This window comes from Veillonella criceti, assembly GCF_900460315.1.
GTDB lineage: Bacteria > Bacillota > Negativicutes > Veillonellales > Veillonellaceae > Veillonella_A > Veillonella_A criceti.
The window spans coordinates 332,735-356,109 of the sequence record NZ_UHIO01000001.1 but is presented as its reverse complement, the minus strand read 5'-3'; the positions used below and the strand labels follow the sequence as shown (position 1 = coordinate 356,109).

At 38.1% G+C, this 23,375-nt stretch carries 22 protein-coding genes and 1 other annotated feature; all 22 genes read right to left on the bottom strand.

The window, feature by feature from the left end; translation table 11 throughout:
• Nucleotides 1-363, bottom strand: a complete 363-nt coding sequence (rsfS, locus tag DYE54_RS01605) for a ribosome silencing factor (protein ID WP_115309591.1) — start codon at nt 361-363, stop codon at nt 1-3.
• A 25-nt stretch (nt 364-388) separates the two neighbouring features.
• Entirely contained in the window at nt 389-1,459 is a 1,071-nt protein-coding gene (locus tag DYE54_RS01600; RefSeq protein ID WP_115309590.1) for an LCP family protein, read from the bottom strand.
• A gap of 11 nt (nt 1,460-1,470) precedes the next feature.
• A complete protein-coding gene (gene yqeK, locus DYE54_RS01595; RefSeq protein WP_115309589.1) occupies nt 1,471-2,040 on the bottom strand; it encodes a bis(5'-nucleosyl)-tetraphosphatase (symmetrical) YqeK in 570 nt (189 codons plus the stop codon).
• A 15-nt stretch (nt 2,041-2,055) separates the two neighbouring features.
• Nucleotides 2,056-2,667 carry a nicotinate-nucleotide adenylyltransferase gene (gene nadD, locus DYE54_RS01590; RefSeq protein WP_115309588.1) on the bottom strand — a complete coding sequence of 204 codons (612 nt, stop codon included), beginning with the start codon at nt 2,665-2,667 and terminating at the stop codon, nt 2,056-2,058.
• Nucleotides 2,668-2,809: 142 nt separating this feature from the next.
• Nucleotides 2,810-4,069, bottom strand: coding sequence for a glutamate-5-semialdehyde dehydrogenase (locus DYE54_RS01585; RefSeq protein ID WP_115309587.1), 1,260 nt, complete (start codon nt 4,067-4,069; stop codon nt 2,810-2,812).
• Between the two features lie 9 nt (nt 4,070-4,078).
• Entirely contained in the window at nt 4,079-5,245 is a 1,167-nt protein-coding gene (proB, locus tag DYE54_RS01580; protein WP_115309586.1) for a glutamate 5-kinase, read from the bottom strand.
• A gap of 19 nt (nt 5,246-5,264) precedes the next feature.
• Nucleotides 5,265-5,552 carry a ribosome assembly RNA-binding protein YhbY gene (yhbY, locus tag DYE54_RS01575; protein WP_115309585.1) on the bottom strand — a complete coding sequence of 96 codons (288 nt, stop codon included), beginning with the start codon at nt 5,550-5,552 and terminating at the stop codon, nt 5,265-5,267.
• Between the two features lie 13 nt (nt 5,553-5,565).
• On the bottom strand, nt 5,566-6,840 hold the full coding sequence (gene obgE / locus DYE54_RS01570) for a GTPase ObgE (RefSeq protein ID WP_115309584.1): 1,275 nt from the start codon (nt 6,838-6,840) through the stop codon (nt 5,566-5,568).
• Nucleotides 6,841-6,900: 60 nt separating this feature from the next.
• Nucleotides 6,901-8,067, bottom strand: a complete 1,167-nt coding sequence (locus DYE54_RS01565; RefSeq protein ID WP_115309583.1) for a S41 family peptidase — start codon at nt 8,065-8,067, stop codon at nt 6,901-6,903.
• 1 nt (nt 8,068) lies between these two features.
• Complete coding sequence (locus tag DYE54_RS01560) at nt 8,069-9,268, bottom strand: murein hydrolase activator EnvC family protein (protein ID WP_115309582.1); 1,200 nt, start codon at nt 9,266-9,268, stop codon at nt 8,069-8,071.
• Between the two features lie 15 nt (nt 9,269-9,283).
• Entirely contained in the window at nt 9,284-10,171 is an 888-nt protein-coding gene (gene ftsX / locus DYE54_RS01555) for a permease-like cell division protein FtsX (protein WP_115309581.1), read from the bottom strand.
• Nucleotides 10,161-10,847 carry a cell division ATP-binding protein FtsE gene (gene ftsE, locus DYE54_RS01550; protein ID WP_115309580.1) on the bottom strand — a complete coding sequence of 229 codons (687 nt, stop codon included), beginning with the start codon at nt 10,845-10,847 and terminating at the stop codon, nt 10,161-10,163. Before ftsE ends, ftsX begins: the two co-directional genes overlap by 11 nt.
• A 15-nt stretch (nt 10,848-10,862) precedes the next feature.
• The gene (locus DYE54_RS01545) at nt 10,863-11,795 is read right to left on the bottom strand and encodes a transketolase family protein (RefSeq protein WP_115309579.1); all 933 of its coding nucleotides are present in this window, start codon (nt 11,793-11,795) and stop codon (nt 10,863-10,865) included.
• Between the two features lies 1 nt (nt 11,796).
• On the bottom strand, nt 11,797-12,630 hold the full coding sequence (locus DYE54_RS01540) for a transketolase (RefSeq protein ID WP_115309578.1): 834 nt from the start codon (nt 12,628-12,630) through the stop codon (nt 11,797-11,799).
• Nucleotides 12,631-12,744: 114 nt separating this feature from the next.
• On the bottom strand, nt 12,745-13,833 hold the full coding sequence (csaB, locus tag DYE54_RS01535) for a polysaccharide pyruvyl transferase CsaB (protein WP_115309577.1): 1,089 nt from the start codon (nt 13,831-13,833) through the stop codon (nt 12,745-12,747).
• Nucleotides 13,826-15,868, bottom strand: a complete 2,043-nt coding sequence (locus DYE54_RS01530) for a DUF5693 family protein (RefSeq protein WP_115309576.1) — start codon at nt 15,866-15,868, stop codon at nt 13,826-13,828. The genes csaB and DYE54_RS01530 overlap by 8 nt, the downstream gene beginning before the upstream one ends.
• Nucleotides 15,869-15,881: 13 nt before the next feature.
• The gene (locus tag DYE54_RS01525; RefSeq protein WP_115309575.1) at nt 15,882-16,571 is read right to left on the bottom strand and encodes an LmeA family phospholipid-binding protein; all 690 of its coding nucleotides are present in this window, start codon (nt 16,569-16,571) and stop codon (nt 15,882-15,884) included.
• Between the two features lie 14 nt (nt 16,572-16,585).
• Nucleotides 16,586-17,693, bottom strand: a protein-coding gene (prfB, locus tag DYE54_RS01520; RefSeq protein ID WP_245935675.1) for a peptide chain release factor 2 whose coding sequence is annotated in 2 segments (ribosomal slippage) — nt 16,586-17,635 and nt 17,637-17,693 — 1,107 coding nt in all. Because the reading frame shifts where the segments join, the coding sequence is not laid out codon by codon here.
• A 91-nt stretch (nt 17,694-17,784) separates the two neighbouring features.
• Nucleotides 17,785-20,229 (bottom strand): preprotein translocase subunit SecA, encoded by a 2,445-nt coding sequence (secA, locus tag DYE54_RS01515; RefSeq protein WP_172460539.1) that lies wholly within the window; start codon nt 20,227-20,229, stop codon nt 17,785-17,787.
• 131 nt (nt 20,230-20,360) lie between these two features.
• Nucleotides 20,361-21,191 carry a MetQ/NlpA family ABC transporter substrate-binding protein gene (locus DYE54_RS01510; protein ID WP_115309573.1) on the bottom strand — a complete coding sequence of 277 codons (831 nt, stop codon included), beginning with the start codon at nt 21,189-21,191 and terminating at the stop codon, nt 20,361-20,363.
• 42 nt (nt 21,192-21,233) lie between these two features.
• Complete coding sequence (locus tag DYE54_RS01505) at nt 21,234-21,896, bottom strand: methionine ABC transporter permease (protein WP_218564749.1); 663 nt, start codon at nt 21,894-21,896, stop codon at nt 21,234-21,236.
• Nucleotides 21,893-22,915 (bottom strand): methionine ABC transporter ATP-binding protein, encoded by a 1,023-nt coding sequence (locus tag DYE54_RS01500; RefSeq protein ID WP_115309572.1) that lies wholly within the window; start codon nt 22,913-22,915, stop codon nt 21,893-21,895. Before DYE54_RS01500 ends, DYE54_RS01505 begins: the two co-directional genes overlap by 4 nt.
• Nucleotides 22,916-22,959: 44 nt before the next feature.
• Nucleotides 22,960-23,168, bottom strand: a binding site (T-box leader).
• Between the last annotated feature and the right edge of the window lie 207 nt (nt 23,169-23,375).

The window sequence follows — 23,375 nt, the reverse complement described above, 5'->3', positions numbered from 1 at the left end:
TTATGCCCCTACAAATTCTACGCGAGCTGCATCGCTCCAAAGTTGTTCTAAACCGTAAAAAGTACGTGTTTCTTTGCCACCAAAAACATGACAGATAATATCACCAAAATCTAATAAAATCCATTCACCTTCATGATAGCCTTCACGATGTAATACGGTTACACCTTCTTCAGCTCCTTTATCTTCAATTTCATCAGCAATGCTTTGTGCTTGTTTGACATTAGAGGCACTAACAAGGACAAAATAATCAGCTAAGCTAGATAGTCCTTCTAAATCCATAATTTCAATATCAGTTCCCTTTTTATCAAAACCTGCTTGTGCCAACGCTAATGTTATTTTTTTAATATCTTGTTTCTCTTTCATGAATACTCCTTTTTATAAAATATAACTATCCTTCTTTACCTTTACTAGCATTACTACCAGTAGACTCATTAGTACTACCATCATTACCCCCTTCAATAGGAGCGTTACCTAACGTAATTCCTAGTAACTGTTGTGCTTCTACCGGATCATAATTCCAATATATTTCACTATTAATTGTTTCTTTTGTACCTGGCAAAATGTAATATTGAATTTGAGTTGATGATAAACTACCTAAATTCATAACTAATTTAACAGCATCAGAAGTAGCTATATTAGTATCAAAATGACTCCAAAGTCGCCATATATGCCACATTCGTAAAATAGTAAATGTATCTTCTTGCGTGCTTAATACTTGTTTTAACAAACGTTCTTGTCGCTGTGTCCGACTAAAAGCATTATTATCATTATCTACATACCGCACATATTGTAAGGCTTTATCCGCATCTAAAGTCTGATAACCACGGGCTAAATTTACATCTGCATTCCCCGTATTACTATCGATGTGTACCATTTCTTTTTCCACATACATATCTTGAGAGCCAACCACGTCTAAAGTCTTTTTGAAAGCCGCCTCATCAACTACGATATAATATGGGATAGGAATATGGAATAAATCTTCCACAACAGCTTTAGTTAATTCTATATTTCCCGAACTATACATCGTATTTATCATCGACACTGATTTTTTATCGCGACTATCAATCTTTGTATTTGATGGAATGCCGATGATATCAACATTTTTCTGTTGTTCATTAACCGCCATCAAAAATAATGCATCTCCTTGTGCAGGATTAGAATTATCTTTACCTACAACTAGAATATACATAGGTTTATCTAAAGACTTTTGCTCCAAAGGTACTGTCGGTCCTTTAGGCACATTAGACGAAGAGGTCGCCTCTGTATTTGGAGTCGCAACCACCGTATCAGCATTACCGGTAAAGTATCCTTTCGCAGCCTCATAGCCTTTCATAAGGCCAAATCCTAAGCCACCTAATACTAAGATTACAATAAGCAAAGCTATTAATACGCGGCCCCATCGAACAGAGTTCTTTTTTCGTACACGCCTTTTAGGTCGTCTTTGTTCTTCTTGTTCCATAATGATTCATCCTATCGACTCTTAATACGACGTATAATATCATTGCGCCCTAAAATCGTTTTATAATAAATACTCAACCCCTGATCTAACAAATGATGAATAGTATTATCATAGCCGGCCAATACACCTTGGTCTAAGTCTTCAAAAGCTATTTTACGTAATACTTCAACGCCTGGAAAATCACGAGTTTCCTCAATGTAATCGGCCAGAAAGATAATTTTATCTAGCGTTGTCATGCCTACACGACCGGTTGTATGATAACGAATGGCATCTAAAATATAAGAACTCCTCACACCATATCGTGCATTAGCTAAAATAGCACCACTTACACCATGCAATAAGGCCCCATTTACATACATATCTACATCGATGGTCAAGCTACTATTATCTACCAATTCCTGCATTTGTGATAAAGGAATCTCTTTGGCACAATCATGTAATAAACCAGCCAAATACGCCTCTTCAGGATCTTCACCATATCTATCGGCTAATGCCACAGCTGCTCTCGCAACTCCCAGCGTATGGGCAAACCGTTTAGAACTCAAACGTCTCTGTAAATCATCAATTATTTCTTCATACATGAATAAACTCTTGCCTCACTTCTTATAAATATCATGTTTTGCTATATATTGTACAACAGCTTTAGGAATCATATAACGTACACTTCGTTTAGTTCGCAAACGCGCCCTTAAATCAGTAGCAGATAGTTGCATAAGCGGGACCTCTAATAAATGAATCCGCTCACGGCCTAACTCACCAAAAAACTGGATAATTGGCTCAATAGCCGCTGAACCATCAGGACGCACAGCTCCAATAAAGTGACAAAGTTGCAACAACTCATGAATATATTTCCAATTTGGTAAATCTTGAATCGTATCAGTACCAGCAATAAAATAATATTCTTTATCCTCACCATACAACTCTTTAAAATATTTAATTGTATCTACTGTATAAGAAGGACCCTCTCGCTTAAATTCGATGTCAGAGATAGTGAATTTAGGATTATCCATAACCGCTGCTGCTGTCATTTCATAGCGATAACGAGCCTCAATCACATCCTCATGTTTGTGAGGCGGATGATAAGCAGGCACAAAAATAACACGGTCTAAATTATATGTTTCTTGTGCCATTTCAGCTATCATTAAATGCCCCAAATGAATGGGGTTAAACGTTCCTCCGATAATACCAATCTTGCCAGTTTCTTTCATAAACTACCTATTATCCTCATTGCTAGTATCGATAATACAATCCACAACAAAATAGCCACACCATAAGAGCGCCACTCATAACGTCCCTTAGGGCTATTCATATACTGCCAATACGCCTGTATTTTATAGAACCACGGTTTACTCATGAACGAATTTGACCATCGCCTGTCACATAATATTTATAAGAAGTCAAGGCTAATAGCCCCATAGGTCCACGGGCATGTAATTTTTGTGTACTAATGCCAATTTCAGCACCTAAACCAAATTCAAAACCATCGGTAAAACGAGTTGATACATTCACATATACCGTTGAAGCATCTACTTGTTGTAAAAAAAGTTGCGCTGCTTCTTTATTTTCAGTAATTATACATTCAGAATGCTTAGTCCCATATTGATTAATATGATTAATGGCAGCCTCCACACTAGAAACTACTTTAACATTCATAATTAAATCATTGTATTCCGTAGCCCAAGCAGACGATTCCGCTAAGTGAATAGCTGGCACGATTTTTTGACTCGCTTCATCACCACGAAGCTCAACATGATTTTCAAATAAAGCCTTACTTATCACCGGTAGATAAGTGTTAGCTACCGCCTCATGGATAAGCAATGTTTCTGCTGAATTACATACAGAAGGTCGCTGTACTTTAGCATTAATTACAATAGGCACTATTTTGTTAGCATCACAGTCTTTATCAACATATACGTGAACTACACCACTACCAGTTTCAATAACTGGAATTCGACTTTCTTCTATAATTCGTTTAATAAGACCTGCTCCGCCTCGCGGAATAACTACATCAATATAATCACGCTGTCTCAATAAATCAGAAACCGCTGCTCTATCGGTTATCGTCACCAATTGCACCGCATCTGCCGGTAACTGTACCTTAATCAAGGCTTGTCTAATTAAGTCAACTAAACATTGATTAGAGTGAAACGCCTCTTTACCACCACGAAGAATCACTGCGTTACCCGTCTTAAGCGATAAGGCCGCCGCATCGACTGTTACATTTGGGCGAGCCTCATAGAACATAGCAATAACACCAAGTGGTACACGAACTTTAGTAATCTTCATTCCATTAGGACGTGTACTGGATTCCATAATTTCACCAATAGGATCCGCTAGTTCCACTAATTGTCGAACACCTAATGCCATCTGTTGAATCCGTTCTTCTGTAAGTCGTAAACGGTCTAACATAATAGCCGGCAAATTATAAGAATCAGCTTGTGCCATATCTTTTTTATTAGCTGCCAATATGACCTCTATATTCGTTTCTAAAATGTCTGCAATGCTTAATAATAAATTGTTTTTTACATCTGTTGAAGCCGCTTGTAAGTCATTAGCAGCCTGCCGGGCTCGTTGCCCCATGTCTTTAAATATAGTTGCATAATCTGTCATAAGAATCTCCTATCGCAAGATAACTAAATTATCACGATGAATTGCTTCTGCATGAGCTGTTTGCACATGTAGACGATCTGCGATTTCATGAGAGTTACAGCCCTTAATCAAATCAATATCTTTAGAGGCAAAATTAACCATTCCCCGTGCAATTTCTTCATTATTATAGAGGATACTAATTGTCTCCCCTTCGTGAAACTCACCTATAACTTCAGTAATCCCCACAGGTAATAAACTAGAACCATTTTTCAAAATAGCAGTCGCACAACCAGCATCTACAGAAACGGCTCCTTTAAGACGTGAACCAAACGCCATCCAACGTTTTCTCATATGAGGCTTTGTATCTCTAGCAACAAAATGCGTGCCTCGAAGTCCCCCTTGAGCGACAACTTGAATAGAGTCGCTATGTTCACCTGAAGCAATGACCATGTGAACCCCTGAATTAACGGCAATATTGGCAGCCTCTATTTTAGTGAACATACCACCCGTACCACGAGTGGTACCAGCACCACCTGAAATTTCATAAATATGTGGTGTAATCGTTTCTACAGTAGATATTAAAGTAGCACTTGGATCTATTTGCGGGTTGGCTGTATATAAACCTTCAATGTCAGATAAAATAATTAATAAATCAGCTTCTACAATACTGGCCACAGTGGCTGATAAGGTGTCATTGTCACCAATCTTAACTTCATCAATAGCCACTACATCATTTTCATTAATGATAGGAATGACACCTAAATCAATGAGAGAAAATAAAGTATTTCGTAAGTTAACATAACGTGAGCGATGTGTACTATCTTCTCGAGTCAATAAAATTTGTCCCACTGTATGACCATATTCGCGAAATAACTTTTCATACATATGAAGCAAAATTCCTTGCCCTACAGCGGCGGCTGCTTGTTTCATGGCAATATCTTTGGGCTTTTCTTTAAAACCCAAAGGAGCTAATCCAGCACCTACCGCGCCAGAACTAACCAAAATCATCTCTTTGCCTTGATTCGCTAAATCAGCTAATTGTTTTACTATTGCTTCAATACGGTTCAAATTTAAACGACCATTTGAATAAGTAAGCGTACTAGTGCCTACTTTCACAACAATACGCTGTGCCTTAGTTAGAGCCTCTCGCTCTTTAGAACAATGTTCTACTACTTGTACTTCCTCTCTCCCACTCATAGGCATCTCCTTGTACTTTTTATTGAGGTAAAATAATTTTAGGCTCTTTTTTGGCTTTATATAATACGCCATTATGGCCTATTACTTGCACTAATTCTGCACCTAACATATCTGCTAATTCTTCAAATGTATCTGTTGGGTCCACTGGTGCATTATTTAATACTTTGACTTTAATTAATTCCCGTGCCGTAATAGCAGCCCTTGCACTATCCACGACAGAGGCTTCTAAACCACCTTTGCCAATCATAACAACGGCTGGCATTGTGCTTGCTAAGGCTCGTAAAAATCGTTTTTGTTTCCCTGTCATACTATCTCCTACCTTATAAATCATGGAATGTAAAACGTTGGTCCCCAATGACAACTTCATCGCCATCTTTACAACCTCGTTCTTTCAAACGTCGGTCTAAATCCATATAAGACCATATTTTCTGGAAACGACGAAGCGCTTGCTCATCTTCTAAATTAGTCATAGCCACTAATTTTTCAATACGTGGACCACTAATAATAAAGGAAGCATCATCACCACGAGTAATTGTAAAATCAGTATCTGGCTTTGCTTCATATAAAACAGTATCATCAACTGCTTCTGGCTCTGGTACATAGTTTTCTACATAATACCAAGCACGTGCTACTAAATCAGGTAATCCCTCACCAGTAAGCGCATTAACAGGAAATACTTCATACCCTTTATCTTTAAAATATGCACTTACACGCGGTAATGTTTCCTCATCTTGTAGCATGTCTATTTTATTTAAAGCAATCAGTTGTGGTTTTTTGCTTAATTTTTCACTATATTTTGCCAATTCTGCATTAATCGTATGGAAATCTTCAATAGGGTCTCGTCCTTCCATACCTGATACATCTAAAACGTGAATCAAAATATTACTGCGCTCCACATGGCGTAAGAAGGAGTGACCAAGACCTACCCCTTCACTAGCCCCTTCAATGAGACCTGGAATATCGGCCATGACAAAACTTTGACCCTCACTTACAGAAACCACCCCTAAAACAGGTGTTAAGGTGGTAAAATGGTACGCCGCTACTTCAGGTTTAGCCGAAGATACTTTACGAATAATACTAGACTTACCTACGCTCGGATACCCTAATAAACCAACATCAGCTAATACTTTTAATTCTAATTGTAGCCATCGTTCTTCTCCAGGCTCCCCTTTTTCAGCAAAAGTAGGTGCTCGATTAGCACTGGTATGGAAATGAGCATTACCACGACCACCACGGCCACCTTTGGCTACAACATAAGTCTGACCGTCTTCTATAAGGTCAGCCATTAATTTACCACTTTCTTCGTCTTTGACAGTCGTTCCCAAGGGCACCGGAATGATCATATTTTCAGCGCCACGACCATATTTATTACTACTTTGTCCCCCTTCACCAGCAGGGCCTTTAAATTGACGTTTATATCTAAAATCAACAAGAGTATTGATATTTCTGTCTGCTTTTAAAATGATGTCTGCTCCTTTACCGCCATCGCCGCCGTTTGGGCCGCCATTAGGAACATACTTTTCGCGTCGGAAACTACTCATCCCGTTGCCGCCGTCACCGGCTTTCACAAAAATTCGTGCACGATCGATAAACATAGTTTTCATCCTTTACTAATACTAATATGGGCGGTAACTGAGTTTAGCTACCGCCACTTATTATTTTGTCATTAAAATCTCAATTGCTTTTTGAAGTTGTGTGTCATCAGCTTCTGATGATATCTCTTCAGGAAGAGCCACTTCCACATCCGGTTTAATACCAGTACCATCAATAACACGGTCATTAGGTGTATGATACTTAGCAATTGTTATCTTAATACCTTCATCACCTAATACACTTAATACTGTTTGTACTGTACCTTTACCATAACTATTAGTACCTACAATGGTACCTACTTTTTCATCTTGTACAGCCCCTGCAATGATTTCAGAGGCGCTCGCTGAGCCTTGATTAATTAAAACAACTAGAGGAATCGTTGCCTCTAACCCTTTAGAATCATAAGATTCTACTCGTCCAGACCGATCTTGAATGGTAACAATAGGGCCGGCTGGCAAAATATAATCAGATACTTCCTGCGCTGTTGTAAGAAGACCACCAGGATTATCACGTAAATCAAGGACAAGTTTTGTCATGCCCTTCTCTTTTAACTCTTTATAAATCTTTGCAAAATCAGGGCCCGTTGGCTCTGCAAACTGACTAATGCGAATATAGCCAATATGGTCATCCAACATTCTTCCTTTTACAGTTGGCAATGTAATTTGTTGACGTGTGATTATATACTCTTTAATCTCATTATCACGCATTACACTAAGGGTGACTTGAGTGCCTTCTTCGCCACGAATCATTTTTGAAGCATCTTCCATAGCCAAGGTACTCGTTTTGATACCATCAATAGCCACTATAATATCGCCAGACTTAATACCTGCTGTAGCCGCCGGTTGTCCTTCAATAGCCGTAGCGACTTTCATAAGGCCTTCCTTGTCCTGACCAAGCACGATACCTACACCACTATAACTACCTGAAGTTTGCATATAAATATCGTTAAATGCTTTTTCATTTAAAAATTGACTATGCGGTTCACCTAACGAATCAATCATACCTGCTAAACTACCTTCAAATAAGGTGTTCTTAGCAACAGGGTCCATATAAAAGTGACTAGCTACAAAATAGGTAAAGAAGAATTTAATGGCGCCTGCAGGAGAACCTGAAATATACCAAAATACAAGCCATAAAAATACAAGACCTGCAATTGTAAATTTAATAGCAAATTGGATACCAGACTTTAAAGAGTCTGGCAACCAACGCTTAATAAAATTCTCTTTCATCTTATAAATATCCTTGAGGGTCTACAGGATCACCATTAACACGTACTTCAAAATGTACATGCGGACCTGTGGAGTTCCCCGTACTACCAGCATATGCTATAACTGAGCCTTTGCCTACCGATTCACCTTCTGATACAGCCAAATCAGAGTTATGACCATATAAAGTAGACATGCCATTACCATGGTCAATAACAACTACATAACCATAACCGTCCATCCAGCCAGAATATTCAACATAACCACCATCAGCGGCATGAACTGGTGTGCCTTCATCCACCCCAATATCAATACCAGAGTGAAGTATTTGACGACCAAAGATAGGATGTTCACGCCAACCAAAATCAGAGGTGATAACACCCGATACAGGCCAGCCTAACTGTCCTGATCCCTGTACATAGGTGTAACCGCCACCACCGCTACTACCACCACTTTGAGCAGCTGCAGACGCTGCTGCTGCCGCCGCGCGTTCAGCAGCTCGCTGTTGTAACATGGCTTTAATCGCATTAGAAGACGCTTGTAAATCAGCCTGCATCTGTTCAGCGACTGCCTTATCATTCTGAGCCTTAGCTAAAATAGCAGATTGTTCATCTTTTTTCTTCTGAATAACAGCTTGAGCTTCCCGCGCTTTATTTTCAAGTTCTACAACTTTAGCACGATCCGCTTCTAACTCTGCTTTACGCTGTGCAATTTCTTCTCGTTCTGTTTTAATACTGCTGATTAATTTAATATCAGCATCAATAATACGTTTAAGCATTTCTAAACGATTGGCAAAATCACTGAAGTCTTTAGCCCCTATAATAACTTCTATATAACTAAGACGTCCATTGATATAAATATCCCGTACTCGTTTATTAAATACACCTTCTCGTGTTGCTAAACGAGCTTGAGCTTCTGCCAGTAGTTTTTCATTTTTAACAATTTCTTTTTCTACAGCCATGCGTTGCTGTTCATAATTTTTTAAATTACTAGTCGCTTGATCCAACTCCACTTGAATTTGATGCAATTGCTCAGATACATTTGTTATTGTAACTTCAGCATTTGCTTTCTTATTACTCGCTTCATCCATCTGTTGTTGAATACCGCTTAACTGATTCGTTAAGTCTTCATCTTCTGCTCGTAAGGTACCAAATGGAATAGATGCTAATACAGTAGTACTTAAAAGAACGGCAGCTACACGCATGGATAATTTATTATTTGCCATACATACCCTTCTTTTCTATACTTTCATATACTGTTTTAAAGAAATAGTAGAACCAATGGCCCCTACTAATACACCAACACCTAAAAGGATCGCACTCAAATCATAGAAGAATGGTAACATAGGTACCAATGGTAAAAAGGCCAAGGAATTTTCAACTTCCACTGTAATAAAATGATAAAATTCCCATACACAAGCAGTGGCAATAGCACCACCGATAAAACCTAATAACATGCCTTCAATGAGGAATGGCCAACGAATAAACCAGTTAGTAGCGCCTACATATTTCATAATGCCGATTTCTTTACGACGTGCAAATACAGTCAAACGAATGGTATTAGAAATGATAAATAAAGTAGCGCCTGCCAAGAAAGCGATTAGTGCAATACCACCAATACGGATAATTTGTGTCATTTTGAAAATTTGTTCAATCACATCTTGCCCGTAGTGAGCGCTCTCAACTTCAGGGAAAGTCGCAACTAACTTAGCCGTATTTTTTACTTCTTCTGGATCTTCAAAGGTAATTACATACGCTGAAGGCAATGGATTATTACCATCTAAAGCGGATACCAAACCTTGTTGATCACCTAAACGTTCTTTAAATCGTTTCATGGCTTCGTCTTTATTAACAAATTCGAGGTTTTTAACCTTAGGCAATGCTTTTAACTTCTTACCAACTTCCATAACTTGATTAGTTGTTAAGCCATCTTTCATATAGATACTTATTTCTACTTGGCTTTCCAAGTTAGAAGCTAAATTGTTTAAGTTAACAACACCGCAAGTAAATACACCAAGAATAAACAAAGATAAGGCTACCGTTGAAATAGACGCCAATGTCATAAGACCATTCCGTGTCATGGACTTAAGCGCTTCTTTCACAAAGTATCTAAATGTTCTAAGCTTCATTGAATTCAGCACCTCGCATTCTATCACTCGTTACGCGGCCATCTTCCAATGCAATAACCCGCTTATTCAAATACTTAACCATTTCCATATCATGAGTAACCATGACAATCGTTGTACCTGAATTATTAATTGTTTTAAAAAGCTCAACAATACCTTTACTTGTATTAGGGTCCAAGTTACCCGTTGGTTCATCAGCAATAAGTACTAATGGTTTATTAACAATAGCACGCGCAATTGCTACACGCTGTTGTTCACCACCACTAAGATCTTGTGGTAAATCATTAGCCTTATGACTAAGACCAACCATCTCTAATACAGCGGCAACGCGCTCCTTAATCACTTTAGGTTTTTCTTCAATAACCTCAAGAGCAAACGCAATATTTTCTGATACCGTTTTATTAGGTAATAAGCGGAAATCCTGAAATACAATACCTAAACGACGACGTAAATACGGAATCTTCCGTTTTTTCAAATGAGATACTTCCATGTCATTTACGATAACGGTTCCCGAATCAGGTACGACTTCATGTGATAATAGTTTTATAAACGTGGATTTCCCAGCCCCACTAGGACCACAAATGAGTACGAACTCACCCTTCTCAATATGTATAGTTACGTCATCCAAAGCTAACGAGCCATTGTCGTAGACTTTGTTGACATGGTTAAAATCAATCATTGATAACTTCCTTTACTATTTGCGTTCTATAGCAGTATTAGCCGCTGCTACGATATCTTCAGCTGTAAGACCATATTTAGCCATTAATTCTTTAGGCGTGCCAGATTCCCCAAAGGTGTCTTTAGTGCCTACGCGAATCACTGGCACTGGTGCCAATTCAGTGACTACTTCAGCTACAGCCGCTCCTAAACCACCAAGGATATTATGTTCTTCAGCCGTTACAATAGCGCCTGTTTCCTTAGCTGCCTTTACAATAGCGTCAGCATCAATTGGTTTAATCGACGCCATATTGAGTACACGAGCTTTGATGCCTTTTTCTGCTAATTGTTTAGATGCTTGAACAGCAGGGCCTACTAAAGCACCACAAGCAATAATAGTCACATCAGAACCAGCTACTAATTCGACCGCTTTACCAGGTGTAAATGTATAGCCTTCTGGCGTTACATCATCTACACCAGCACGGCCTAAACGAACGTATACAGGTCCTTCGTAATCAGCAGCCCATTTCACTACAGCAGTTGTTTCAGCTTCATCAGCAGGTACAACAACTGTCAAATTAGGAATGGCACGCATGCAAGCAATATCTTCTAAACTTTGATGTGTAGCTCCATCTTCCCCTACAGTAATCCCTGCATGAGTAGCACAAATTTTTACATTCAATTTAGGATAACATACAGCATTACGTACTTGTTCAAAAGCACGACCTGTAGCAAACATTGAGAATGAAGATACGAAAGGAATTTTACCCGCGGCTGCTAAGCCAGCCCCTACACTAATTAAATTTTGTTCAGCAATCCCTACATTAAAGAAACGATCTGGATATTCTTTTTTAAAATTATCAGTTTTTGTTGATTTTGATAAGTCTGCATCTAATACGACTACATTTTCATGGGTGGCCCCTACAGCCACTAAGGCATTACCATATGCTTCACGAGTTGCTTTTCCCATATTACACCTCCAAGAGTTCTGCTACAAATTTTTCACATTCTTCAGCCGATGGCGCTTTACCATGCCAACCAGCTTGGCCTTCCATCTCTTTGACACCTTTACCTTTAACAGTATGCATCACTACTACAGTTGGTTTATCAGTGCAAGCTTTAGCAGCTTCAATAGCATTATGAAGTTCATCTAAATTATGACCATCTACTTCAATAACATTCCAGTTAAATGCTTCAAATTTAGGACCAATTGGCAATGGTGACATAACTTTACGAATATCTCCATCAATTTGAAGACCATTAAAATCGACAAAAGCTGTTAAATTATTTAATTTATAATGCCCAGCAAACATAGCCGCTTCCCACACTTGGCCTTCTTCGAGTTCACCATCACCAAGAACAGCATATACACGGTAATCTTTCTTATCAATACGTCCTGCTAAAGCCATACCACAAGCAGCACTAATTCCCTGTCCTAAAGAACCCGTAGACATATCAACGCCTGGTGTATGTTTCATATCAGGATGACCTTGTAATACGCAGTCAATTTTACGCAAATTAAGTAATTCGTCTTTTTCAAAAAAGCCTTTTTCTGCTAAGGTAGCATATAATGCTGGTGCTGCATGGCCTTTGGAAAGAACAAAGCGGTCACGATTGGGATCTCTTGGGTCCTTTGGATTTACATTCATTTCTACAAAATACAACAACGACATGAGGTCCGTAATCGATAAAGAACCACCTGGATGTCCTGATTTAGCAGCAGTTACGGCTTTTAAAATACTTACACGAATCGCTGTCGCTTTTTCCTGAACTAAAGATGTTTGTTCAGCTGTTAATGTTGTCATAAAGACCCTCCATTCCTAGTTGGAAAATAAGTAAACTCATTATATGAAATCGTATACAAAATAATGATAGGAATCAATTCTTATTGTACCCCTTTGTCTTAGTAAAATCTAGTTTTATGAATCTAAGAGGGACAACGCAATATGCGCATTCTTAAGAGATTCATCTCTTAATTTATTAATACGTTGCACAACCTGTTGTTGTAGCGCTGTATTTTCTAAGAAATTTGCTGTTGCTGCATAAATAGTATGGGCACTAATTTCATCTAACGTACCCACTGGCTCTTGACCAATCATATGTAAGAAGTTAGTAATTTTAGGATCATAAGAAATACCTACTACAGGCTTTTCCATAAGCGAAGCAAATACTAGGGCATGTAAACGCACACCTATCAATACATCCATACAGCCTTCCAGCGATAATAATTCAGTCGTGTTATACATACGTTCTAGCACAACCGGCTCACTTTTCATAAGCGCCTTAATAGCTAATGCTTCTTTAGTATCAGCAGGATGTTGCATAGGAATAAACACAACTTGGGCCCCTAACTCATCATGAAGCTGATCAAGTGCTTGCGCTAACTCACTACGATAAGCAATGGATTGCTTCCAATTACGCACAGATACACCCACACGATATCGCACGCCTGATAATTGATACGGTTTTAAAAGTCGTTTACCAATCGTTAAATCTACTGGATGCATAGCAAGCACAGCATCCGCCGTCACTTGAATTGGCACATTCGTAACACCCATGTCAAGTAATTCAGCTTTTGACCGTTCATCACGTACGGTAATCATCGTCACTTTATTTAACACTTGCCCTACAATTCGACGAGCTCGTTTACGACGTAATGGACCAATACCTTGCGCATATAACATCACTCGTTTACCAAACGTGGTAGCCAAAGTAATGATACTTAAATAGTAATATAAGCTTCGTTTACTTGTTACATCTTGCAATAAACTACCACCACCACTAATCAATAAATCGCAACGACCAATGGCATTTAATATACCAAACATGTCAAAACGACCTACAGCTTTCACACCATGATTAGCTGCTGTTTGTTTTGGATTTCCTGAAATAACAGTAATATCCGCATCTGGCACTACTTCTAGAATTGCTTCTAAAATGGCAGCTAGCATAGCTTCATCACCAGCATTGCCAAAACCATAATAACCAGAAATAACAAGTCTAGTCATTCGACACCTCCCCACGACGGGCCCAGGTAATAATATAGGCTAAGAATCGGAAAACTAAAATAGCGATTACACCAGCTATAATTCCAATTAATAAACCATCATAACCACGAGCAATTGACATGAGTACTGGAGTTCGCAAATGACAAAAAGTTTCAACTAAAGAACCAATTCCGATAACCCCAGCTATAGTACAGAGGAAATGGAATATCATAGGCCAACGACGAAGTACTGCAAAGGAAGCTAACATAAGCGCTGGATGACCAATTAAAAATTCTTTTTCACGAGGCCGTGCATACAGTGTATTTTCTAAGAAACGGCGCAAAGCAATTTCAAAACCTGGAACAGGTACCCCTGCCGTATGACCACTGCGACCTACAAATATCCAGCCAGCCATGCCTATAAAAGCAAATGCAATAATCATATACAGTTTCACATCTAACGTAAAGAAAGAACGCATGAAACTACGACATTCAGGCCAAGAGTCAACCGTACGCCCTTGCCATAATGGGAATCGTTGTAAATAGGCAATCGCTGTCAAAATAATAGGCGCTACAAAGACTAATTTTACACCACGGAATAAAGCAAACTCCATGAAGAAACGAGTATTGCCTAACATAGCAGCAATTAAAATACCGCCAATCGCCGCTATAAGAGCAGCACCGACTAAATAAATAGTCGCTTCCAAAGTAGCACGCCAAGGCCCTATTACAGGGCCTGTAGAACGACGTACCCAGCAATCCATAATCAATATAATCGCTACTACTGGTGCACAAATAGCAGCGCTAAGCGCCCAAATCTGAGTAATCAAAGTACCGCCTGTTACAGCATATAAAACAACCGTAATAAGAAGTAATGTAAAATTTACTACTAACTGGCGATGCTTACGCATAGGGTAGAACAAATTCAACATAAACGTGAATAAAGCGACTGAACCCGCTAGAGTCAGTACAACGGCAATCGGACTTGGTGTATAAGCAGGATAAATAGAAGCTCGTCCAAATGTAAAACCACGATCCATCATTTTTTCTTTGAACGAATTCATATATGTAATACTCGTAGCTAACGCTGTTTTATTATCACTACCTTCTTCATAAATTGGCAATAAATTAAAGCGAATATTTCGTTCAATATCACTAATATAAAAACGCTGCGATACTTCTTCTGGACTTAATTTTTTTAATTCATCTTTAGAGATTGTATATAAACGACCAATACTATATTCATCCGCTACTGCTAAATCATTATTGAATCCAACTTGATTTTCATATTGGAGCTGGTTCACAGCTTCAATGCCCACTACAGGAATGCGCAAATTATGCAAGTACTCATTTGTTACACCAATAAAGTCTGGATAGCCTAGTGCTTCTTTACCAACAAACACAATGCCCGTTACATTAGGAATCCCATCAATACGGCTAAACACATGATCAATATTATCCCGTGTTACTTGTTTAAAATTGGTTGGTCGCACAATGACATTAAAACCTAAATTACTTACTTCTTGAGCTTGCAAACGTGAAATGCTAAGCTTCATATCCATAAGAGCCTCATAGGGTTGACCTAGGGCGATTACAGGGCCACGATTAGAGTATAGAATTCCTACTTTTTCTTTACCCAATCGTTGAACCAAGTCATCTTGAATTTCCTTAAAATAGGCTTCTTTCCCATGAGCCGCCACCAAATATGTATACCCTGGTGCTGGTTGTGTGCCATAAAATTGAAGTGCATTAGCTTCCAATCCTTGATACACAATAATTTCACCAGCATCACGGGCTTTAGTTATTGTGCGGTCATAAATGGCCATAGCTGTTACGCCAGCATCTTTTAAAGCCTGCAAGGCATCAGCAGTACTGCGTTTCTCAAAGGAAGCCGCTCGTAATGCTGCGTCATAATCAACAATGTTCTCTACCTGATTCTGCGCTGATTCAATTTGATGTCGTTGTTGAACTAAAAATAAACCAGCCAGTAAGCCAATAAGAATAATGGCGATAAGTATTAACGAATGTTTTCTTTTCTTTTTAATAGCTTCCTTCACAATAACACCTTTCTTACTTTGCTATGGGATTCACAAATAAATGAAGTTCATCATTCATTGTTTCAATGCGATCCGCTTTTACAGGAATCGGAAATTCTGCAAAATCATAAATGGTAATTGGTTTTAATACAGATGCATTTAAACCACCAATACCTGCACCATTGATTTCAAAACGTTGTGGCGAAAATACAAGTGCGTTGTTTTTAATTTCTAATAAGCCTTTGATATTAGCAGTCCCCTTAACAAAGCCCATATCTACAGACCCAATAACTTCAATACCATTTGAATTAATTACTACGTCCTTAATGGATAAGCCTTTAACCGACTGTTCCATAAAGTTTTGTAAATCACTAGCTGTTACAGTACCTTCAATTTCACCATTCCCCAGTTGATTGATTTCCATAGTTTGATTCATCAACAACGCAATAGGATTAAATTCTAAATTGGTTACATCTAAATGAATATCTGCAAAATTTAAATGACCTAATTTAACATTCTCTAATACGCCACGCATTGTGTCCACATGACCACCTAACATAGTCACTGCTGGTGAGGATTCAATGCGCAAAGAAATTGTTTCAGGATTTAATTTATTACTAATTTCTCGTTCTAACTGCTTAGCCACAAAGCTAGGTAAGAAGAACTGAGCCGCTACAACAATAGCAATTATAACCACTACAATGAAAGCGATAAACTTTTTCATAAGTCTAAACTCTCCTAAACTGTTAAATTAGCTTCTTTTTTCAAGAAACCTTCCATAAATGCATCTAAATTACCATCCATAACAGACTGAATATTCCCTGTTTCCACGCCCGTACGATGATCTTTCACCAAATTATACGGATGGAATACATAAGAACGAATTTGGCTGCCCCATTCTATAGCTTGATAGGTACCACCAATTTTTTCTTTCAATTCTGCTTGTTTTTCTAATTCTAATTCAAATAATTTAGCCCGTAATAACTTCAAAGCTTGTTCTCGGTTTTGAATTTGTGACCGTTCACTTTGACATTGTACTACAATACCTGTTGGTATATGTGTCATGCGGATAGCCGAATCGGTTTTATTAATATGCTGACCACCAGCGCCACTAGCACGATATGTATCAACACGTACATCTTTCATATCTAATTGAATATCAACAGTATCATCAATTTCAGGCATCACATCAACCGCAGCAAACGACGTATGACGACGAGCATTGGCATCAAATGGGGAAATACGAACTAAACGATGTACCCCTTTTTCTGACTTCAGGTAACCAAAAGCATTCTCGCCTTTAATAAGGAACGTAGCACTTTTAATCCCGGCTTCATCACCCGGTTGTTCATCCATCATCGTAATCGTAAAGCCATGTTGTTCAGCCCAGCGTAAATACATACGAATAAGCATAGATACCCAATCCTGAGCTTCTGTACCGCCAGCACCAGCATGAAATGTCAAAATCGCATTATTTGTATCATATTCGCCACTTAACAATAATAATACTTCACGCCGCTCCACTTCTTCTTGAATCTGTTGAATCGAAGCGGCCAGCTCGCTTTCCATTGAAGAATCTTGCTCTTCTATAGCCATATCAAGCATCAATTTCACATCTTCAATCTCACTGACTAAGGCCTTGTACCCTTCTACTGCATCTTTTAATTGTGTAGCTTCTTGTGAAATTTCTTTAGCTGATTCAGGATCATTCCAAAATTCAGGGTCACTCATTTTAACATCTAAAGTAAAAATTCTATCTTCCTTTTGAGCGATGTTAAAGTGAATCCCTCATTCCATAAATTCGCTCCTCTAAATTGTCAATAGGGCCTTTTAAATCCTCTAACAATTTATTCACCTCTTTCTTAATTACATCCAATAAAAACAGAAAATGGCCGTGCCGAAATAAAAACTCCCGGCAACGAACCATTCTGCGTTATCTAGTCTACATTTTGTGGTTCCAACACATCATCATGATGGGTTTGCGCATTGGCCAGGGGATCTGCTGTGGCTTCTTCTTCAATCACTTCATCATTTAATTCAATGCGAATGCGATAGAGATACATAATTGTATCTTCTTGAATAGCTTCAATCATAGCTTCAAACATGTCATATGCTTCAAATTTATATTCTACGAGTGGATTCTTTTGTCCATAAGCGCGAAGACCAATCCCTTCGCGTAACATGTCCATAGAATCTAAATGTTCCATCCACTTGCTATCTACAACTTTAAGCATAACAGCTTTTTCGAGTTCACGCATATTAGCTTCGCCAATAAGGTTTTCCCGTTTTTCATATTCTTCATGCGCAATAGAAAGTAATTTCTCTTGTAATTCACCGCGACCATATTCTTCCATTTCAGCCACAGTTAATTGTCCAGGTTCTAAGAAGAAAAGTTCTAAATGTTTTAGTAACCCTTCATAATCCCATTCCTCTGGATACAATTTTTCATCCGCATATTGATCCATTGCTTTAACAACTAAAGAGTCTACCATGTCCATAATCGTATCTTTCAAGGAGTCATTCCCTAAAATTTTACGACGCTGATCATAGAGCACTTCACGCTGTTGATTCATTACATCATCATATTCAAGGATATATTTACGAATGTTAAAGTTGTGGTTTTCCACTTTTTTCTGAGCACGTTCAATAGATTTAGTAATCAAAGAATGTTCAATTGGTTCATCCTCTTCCATACCTAATTTATCCATCATGCCCGAAATATTATCAGCCCCAAAGATTCGCATCAAATCATCTTCTAAGGATAAGAAGAATTGACTAGAACCTGGATCACCTTGACGACCAGAACGACCACGAAGCTGATTATCGATACGACGGCTTTCATGGCGTTCCGTACCTAAAATATGTAGGCCTCCTAATTCAGCCACACCGTCCCCAAGGGAGATATCCGTACCACGGCCAGCCATGTTCGTAGCAATCGTAACCATACCTCGTTGGCCAGCATTTGCAACAATTTCAGCTTCTTTTTCATGATGTTTAGCATTCAGTACATTGTGAGGTACACCACTTTTAAGAAGCATATCACTCAATTCTTCAGATTGAGTAATTGAAGTCGTACCTACCAAAACTGGCTGCCCTTTTTTATGGCGTTCCACTACATCTTTGACAACAGCTTTATATTTAGCTTTTTTAGTTTTAAAAATCAAATCAGGTAAGTCTTTACGCAATAAAGGACGATTTGGTGGAATTTCATACACTTCAAGACCATAAATATTGTTAAATTCTTGTTCTTCTGTCTTAGCCGTCCCTGTCATGCCCGCTAATTTTTCATACATGCGGAAATAGTTCTGGAAGGTAATAGCGGCTAAGGTCTGGCTTTCACGTTCTACTTTAAGACCTTCTTTAGCTTCAATCGCTTGATGTAAGCCATCCGAATAACGACGCCCAAACATTAAACGCCCCGTAAATTCGTCAACAATAACAACTTGACCATCTTTTACTACATAATCTTTATCACGATGCATCATAGCATACGCACGTAGTGATGCATTTAACAAATGATTAAGTTCTAAGTTAGCCGAATCATATAAGTTTTCAATTTTAAGTAATTTTTCAACTTTAGCAATCCCTGATTCAGTAGGCGCAATCGTTTTTTGCTTTTCATCAATTGTATAATCTTCACCAGCAACTAACTGAGGCACTACTTTAGCTAATGTATAATAGCTGTCAGTGGAACGTTCGCCAGGGCCAGAAATAATCAATGGTGTACGCGCTTCATCAATAAGAATGGAGTCCACTTCATCAACGATAGCATAATTAAGTGGTCGTTGCACCATTTGTTCTGCATGTACAACCATGTTATCACGCAAATAATCGAACCCAAATTCATTATTCGTGCCATAAGTAATATCGGCTGCATAAGCATTTTTACGTTGATTATAATCAAGATTAGCTACAATCAAACCAACTGATAAACCAAGCGCACGATATAATTTTCCCATCCATTCGCTATCACGAGAAGCTAAATAATCATTAACCGTAACAACATGAACGCCTTTACCTGTTAACGCATTAAGATATACAGGTAAAGTGGCTACTAAGGTTTTACCTTCACCAGTACGCATTTCAGCAATATTACCACGATGTAATGTAATACCGCCAATTAACTGCACATCAAAATGGCGCATGCCTAGCACGCGCTTCGATGCTTCGCGAACAACAGCAAACGCCTCTGGCAAAATATCATCTAACGTTTCCCCATCAGCTAAGCGTTTCTTAAATTCTTTTGTTTTCCCTGCTAAAGAACTATCACTTAAACCACTAAAACTAGATTCTAAGCCATTAATTTCTTCTACAATGGCGCGCATTTTTTTTATTTCACGCGCACTATTATTACCAATTAATCGTTGTATAAAACCGAACAAATAAATCAACTCCTTAAGACTGTATATTCTCATATATACATATTCAATTTATTATATCACAAAGTATATAAAAACGGTAGCAAACATCATTGAATGATGTTCACTACCGTCAAATGAATTAACTATTTTTCTTATTTATCTTCTGGTACATACCATAAACCATTGTTATGCGTTTTCATATACTCTTTAAATTCTGGGGAATTATATGCGTCTTTAATGTCTTTAGCCCATTGAGTATCTTTATTTTTATCCAATACAACTAATTGAAGTAAAAGATGTGGTAAAATATCTTCTTTTACTAAAGCGGTAGCCGGATCAATTTTAGCATTATAAACAATAGCGCCCGTAATTACAATAAAAGCAAAATCAGTACGAACAGAAGGAATGGTTAAAGATTTCATTTCTACAAAGTTTAAATTATGAGGATTGTCAATAATGTCTGCTTTAGTGACAGTCGACAAATCTTTGCTTGGATCTAATTTAATAAGACCAGCCTTTTGTAATACAGCATAAGCACGTGCTGTATTGGAAGCATCATTTGGCACTGCAATCGTATCTCCATCGGCAATTTGACTTAATTGTGTTTTAGCCCCTGGATAAATACCGGCTGGTACTGTTGGAATTGCCGTTAAAGCCACTAAATGACCGCCTTGTTTATTGTTGAAATTTTCCATATAAGCGGTATGTTGTTCCACATTGAAATCAACTTCCCCGTCATTTAAAGCTACATCAGCCTGTACCAAGTCCGACATATCGCGAGCCGTAATTTTATAGCCTTTCTTTTCCAAAATCGGTTGAATGCCTTGTTCAAATAATTCCGAATATGGGCCTTGCGATTTACTAAAAACTAATTCTTTCTTATCAGCGGAACCAGCATCATTACCACAACCAGCTAATAGCACTGCACCTAATGCAACAGACAAAGCTAACGCACCTAATTTTTTAAAACGTTTCAAATTCATACTACTCCTTCTTTCTTTTCTCAACAAATTTAATAATTACAATTAATGATTTCTCATTTTAAAGGCAAAGTGATTACCAATAGATTGGATAATCTGTACAAAAATTACAAGAATTACGACGGTAAAAAGCATTAATGGAAAATTAAGTCGTTCATAGCCATAAGTAAGAGCTAAATCACCAACACCACCAGCCCCTATAGCGCCAGCCATAGCCGTCGCACCAATAAGCCCAATTGTACCAGTTGTAACCGACAAAATTAGGGAGGCTTTAGCTTCCGGCAAAATGAAATTCCACACAATCTCAAAATGAGAAGCCCCCATGGCCTGAGCAGCTTCAATAATTCCTTTATCCACATCTAATAAGGAATTTTCAAATAAGCGCGTTAAATACGGTGCTATAAAAATAACAAGCGGTACTAACGCGGCCGTTGTGCCAATACGAGTTCCCACTAAAAGTTTGGTAAGCGGCAATATAAATACCATTAAAATGATAAACGGTACACTACGAATAATATTAACGATTGTATTAATCACAACAAAAACATAATCATTGCGCAAAATACCGTCTTTATTTGTCAATACTAATGCTACTGCTAAAATCAAACCAATAATAGAACCAATGATAAGCGATACAAATACCATATATAATGTTTCTTGTGCCGCCAAAATAATTTGATCATTAGGTACACCTAAATCTGGCATCATAAATTCACCACCTCCCATTCTAAGCCACTTTCGGTAATATATTGTTTCACAGATTGAATCGCCTCAGTATCACCCACAACTTGTAGAATAAAAATACCAAGGGCTGAATCTTGCAATTGATTAACCGAAGCAAAAATAATATTTGTTTCCGCTAGTAAGGTACGATTTATTTCATAAATGACATGCTTTGTTACGGTATCACCTAAAAAACGAACTTTAATGACTTCATAGTTACGTGTATCTTTTTGTAAATTAGCCACAATACTATCAGGAATGCGCTCTGGAATAACAGTTTGAACAAATCGCTTTGTCATAGCCTGTGTAGGATGGCTAAATACATCAAGTACCGACCCCATTTCAACAACACGACCATGTTCCATAACCGCTACGCGATTACAAATCTCTTTAATAACCTGAATTTCATGAGTAACCACTAATACAGTAATATTAAATTCCTTATTAATTCGTTTAAGCAACTCCAAAATCGCTTCGGTCGTTTCTGGATCAAGCGCACTAGTTGCTTCATCACAAAGTAAAATCGATGGATTAGTAGCCAATGCTCTAGCAATGCCTACCCGTTGTTTCTGACCGCCAGAAAGTTGAGTTGGATACGCATTAGCTTTATCTGGCAAATTAACAAATTCTAATAGTTCTTTCACTCGTTTTTCTATAGTCGTTTCCGCCACTTTATTAAGCCGTAAGGGAATAGCAATATTATCATATACAGTCTTAGAGTTGAGCAAATTGAATGACTGGAATACCATGCCAATTCCTTTACGTACTTGCCGTAATTCGTTATGGCTTAAGGCATTAATATTAACCCCATCAATCAATACATCCCCATTCGTAGGTGTTTCAAGAGCATTCACCATACGCAATAAAGTAGATTTGCCAGCTCCACTAAAGCCAATAATACCAAATATATCGCCATCATTAATTGTCAACGATACATCTTGTAAAGCTTGTACTCGTTGTTTTTTTACAACAAATTCTTTATTAATATGCCTTAATTCAATCATAGTTCACCTCCTAAAAATTGCACAAAAAAGCCACCGCCCCCCTATACAGAGGCGGTGGCCCGCGGTTCCACTCTGTTTACAACCTAAGTTGTACTCATACCCCATAACGGTGGGACGCCGTGAGAATCTACTCTGCTTCGATACTCCCGCTCACAAAGGCATTCCATAGCAACTACCCTATAACAAGCTTCCAGCCAAGGCTTGTTTCTCTGTCTAGTTCATTGCTTGTACTTATTTTGTTCATCGCGTTTCTTTTTAAAACATACTAATATAATAGGTTTTAAATTCTCATTTGTCAAGGCTTAACTAAAAATTACCTGCCCTATGAATGAATTATTTGAAAAAATTAATTAAAACAAATGTAAAGGACCATAACCTAATTACACACTGTGCTTTGTAATGGCTATGATCCTTCACATCAATATTTAATTATCTAAACGTCCTATGTTTACTCTCCCAC

Excerpts from the sequence above, each read along its gene's own strand:
- rsfS (WP_115309591.1), bottom strand. The coding sequence starts at position 363 with ATGAAAGAGAAACAAGATATTAAAAAAATAACATTAGCGTTGGCACAA.
- DYE54_RS01600 (WP_115309590.1), bottom strand. The coding sequence starts at position 1,459 with ATGGAACAAGAAGAACAAAGACGACCTAAAAGGCGTGTACGAAAAAAG.
- yqeK (WP_115309589.1), bottom strand. The coding sequence starts at position 2,040 with ATGTATGAAGAAATAATTGATGATTTACAGAGACGTTTGAGTTCTAAA.
- nadD (WP_115309588.1), bottom strand. The coding sequence starts at position 2,667 with ATGAAAGAAACTGGCAAGATTGGTATTATCGGAGGAACGTTTAACCCC.
- DYE54_RS01585 (WP_115309587.1), bottom strand. The coding sequence starts at position 4,069 with ATGACAGATTATGCAACTATATTTAAAGACATGGGGCAACGAGCCCGG.
- proB (WP_115309586.1), bottom strand. The coding sequence starts at position 5,245 with ATGAGTGGGAGAGAGGAAGTACAAGTAGTAGAACATTGTTCTAAAGAG.
- yhbY (WP_115309585.1), bottom strand. The coding sequence starts at position 5,552 with ATGACAGGGAAACAAAAACGATTTTTACGAGCCTTAGCAAGCACAATG.
- obgE (WP_115309584.1), bottom strand. The coding sequence starts at position 6,840 with ATGTTTATCGATCGTGCACGAATTTTTGTGAAAGCCGGTGACGGCGGC.
- DYE54_RS01565 (WP_115309583.1), bottom strand. The coding sequence starts at position 8,067 with ATGAAAGAGAATTTTATTAAGCGTTGGTTGCCAGACTCTTTAAAGTCT.
- DYE54_RS01560 (WP_115309582.1), bottom strand. The coding sequence starts at position 9,268 with ATGGCAAATAATAAATTATCCATGCGTGTAGCTGCCGTTCTTTTAAGT.
- ftsX (WP_115309581.1), bottom strand. The coding sequence starts at position 10,171 with ATGAAGCTTAGAACATTTAGATACTTTGTGAAAGAAGCGCTTAAGTCC.
- ftsE (WP_115309580.1), bottom strand. The coding sequence starts at position 10,847 with ATGATTGATTTTAACCATGTCAACAAAGTCTACGACAATGGCTCGTTA.
- DYE54_RS01545 (WP_115309579.1), bottom strand. The coding sequence starts at position 11,795 with ATGGGAAAAGCAACTCGTGAAGCATATGGTAATGCCTTAGTGGCTGTA.
- DYE54_RS01540 (WP_115309578.1), bottom strand. The coding sequence starts at position 12,630 with ATGACAACATTAACAGCTGAACAAACATCTTTAGTTCAGGAAAAAGCG.
- csaB (WP_115309577.1), bottom strand. The coding sequence starts at position 13,833 with ATGACTAGACTTGTTATTTCTGGTTATTATGGTTTTGGCAATGCTGGT.
- DYE54_RS01525 (WP_115309575.1), bottom strand. The coding sequence starts at position 16,571 with ATGAAAAAGTTTATCGCTTTCATTGTAGTGGTTATAATTGCTATTGTT.
- DYE54_RS01510 (WP_115309573.1), bottom strand. The coding sequence starts at position 21,191 with ATGAATTTGAAACGTTTTAAAAAATTAGGTGCGTTAGCTTTGTCTGTT.
- DYE54_RS01505 (WP_218564749.1), bottom strand. The coding sequence starts at position 21,896 with ATGATGCCAGATTTAGGTGTACCTAATGATCAAATTATTTTGGCGGCA.
- DYE54_RS01500 (WP_115309572.1), bottom strand. The coding sequence starts at position 22,915 with ATGATTGAATTAAGGCATATTAATAAAGAATTTGTTGTAAAAAAACAA.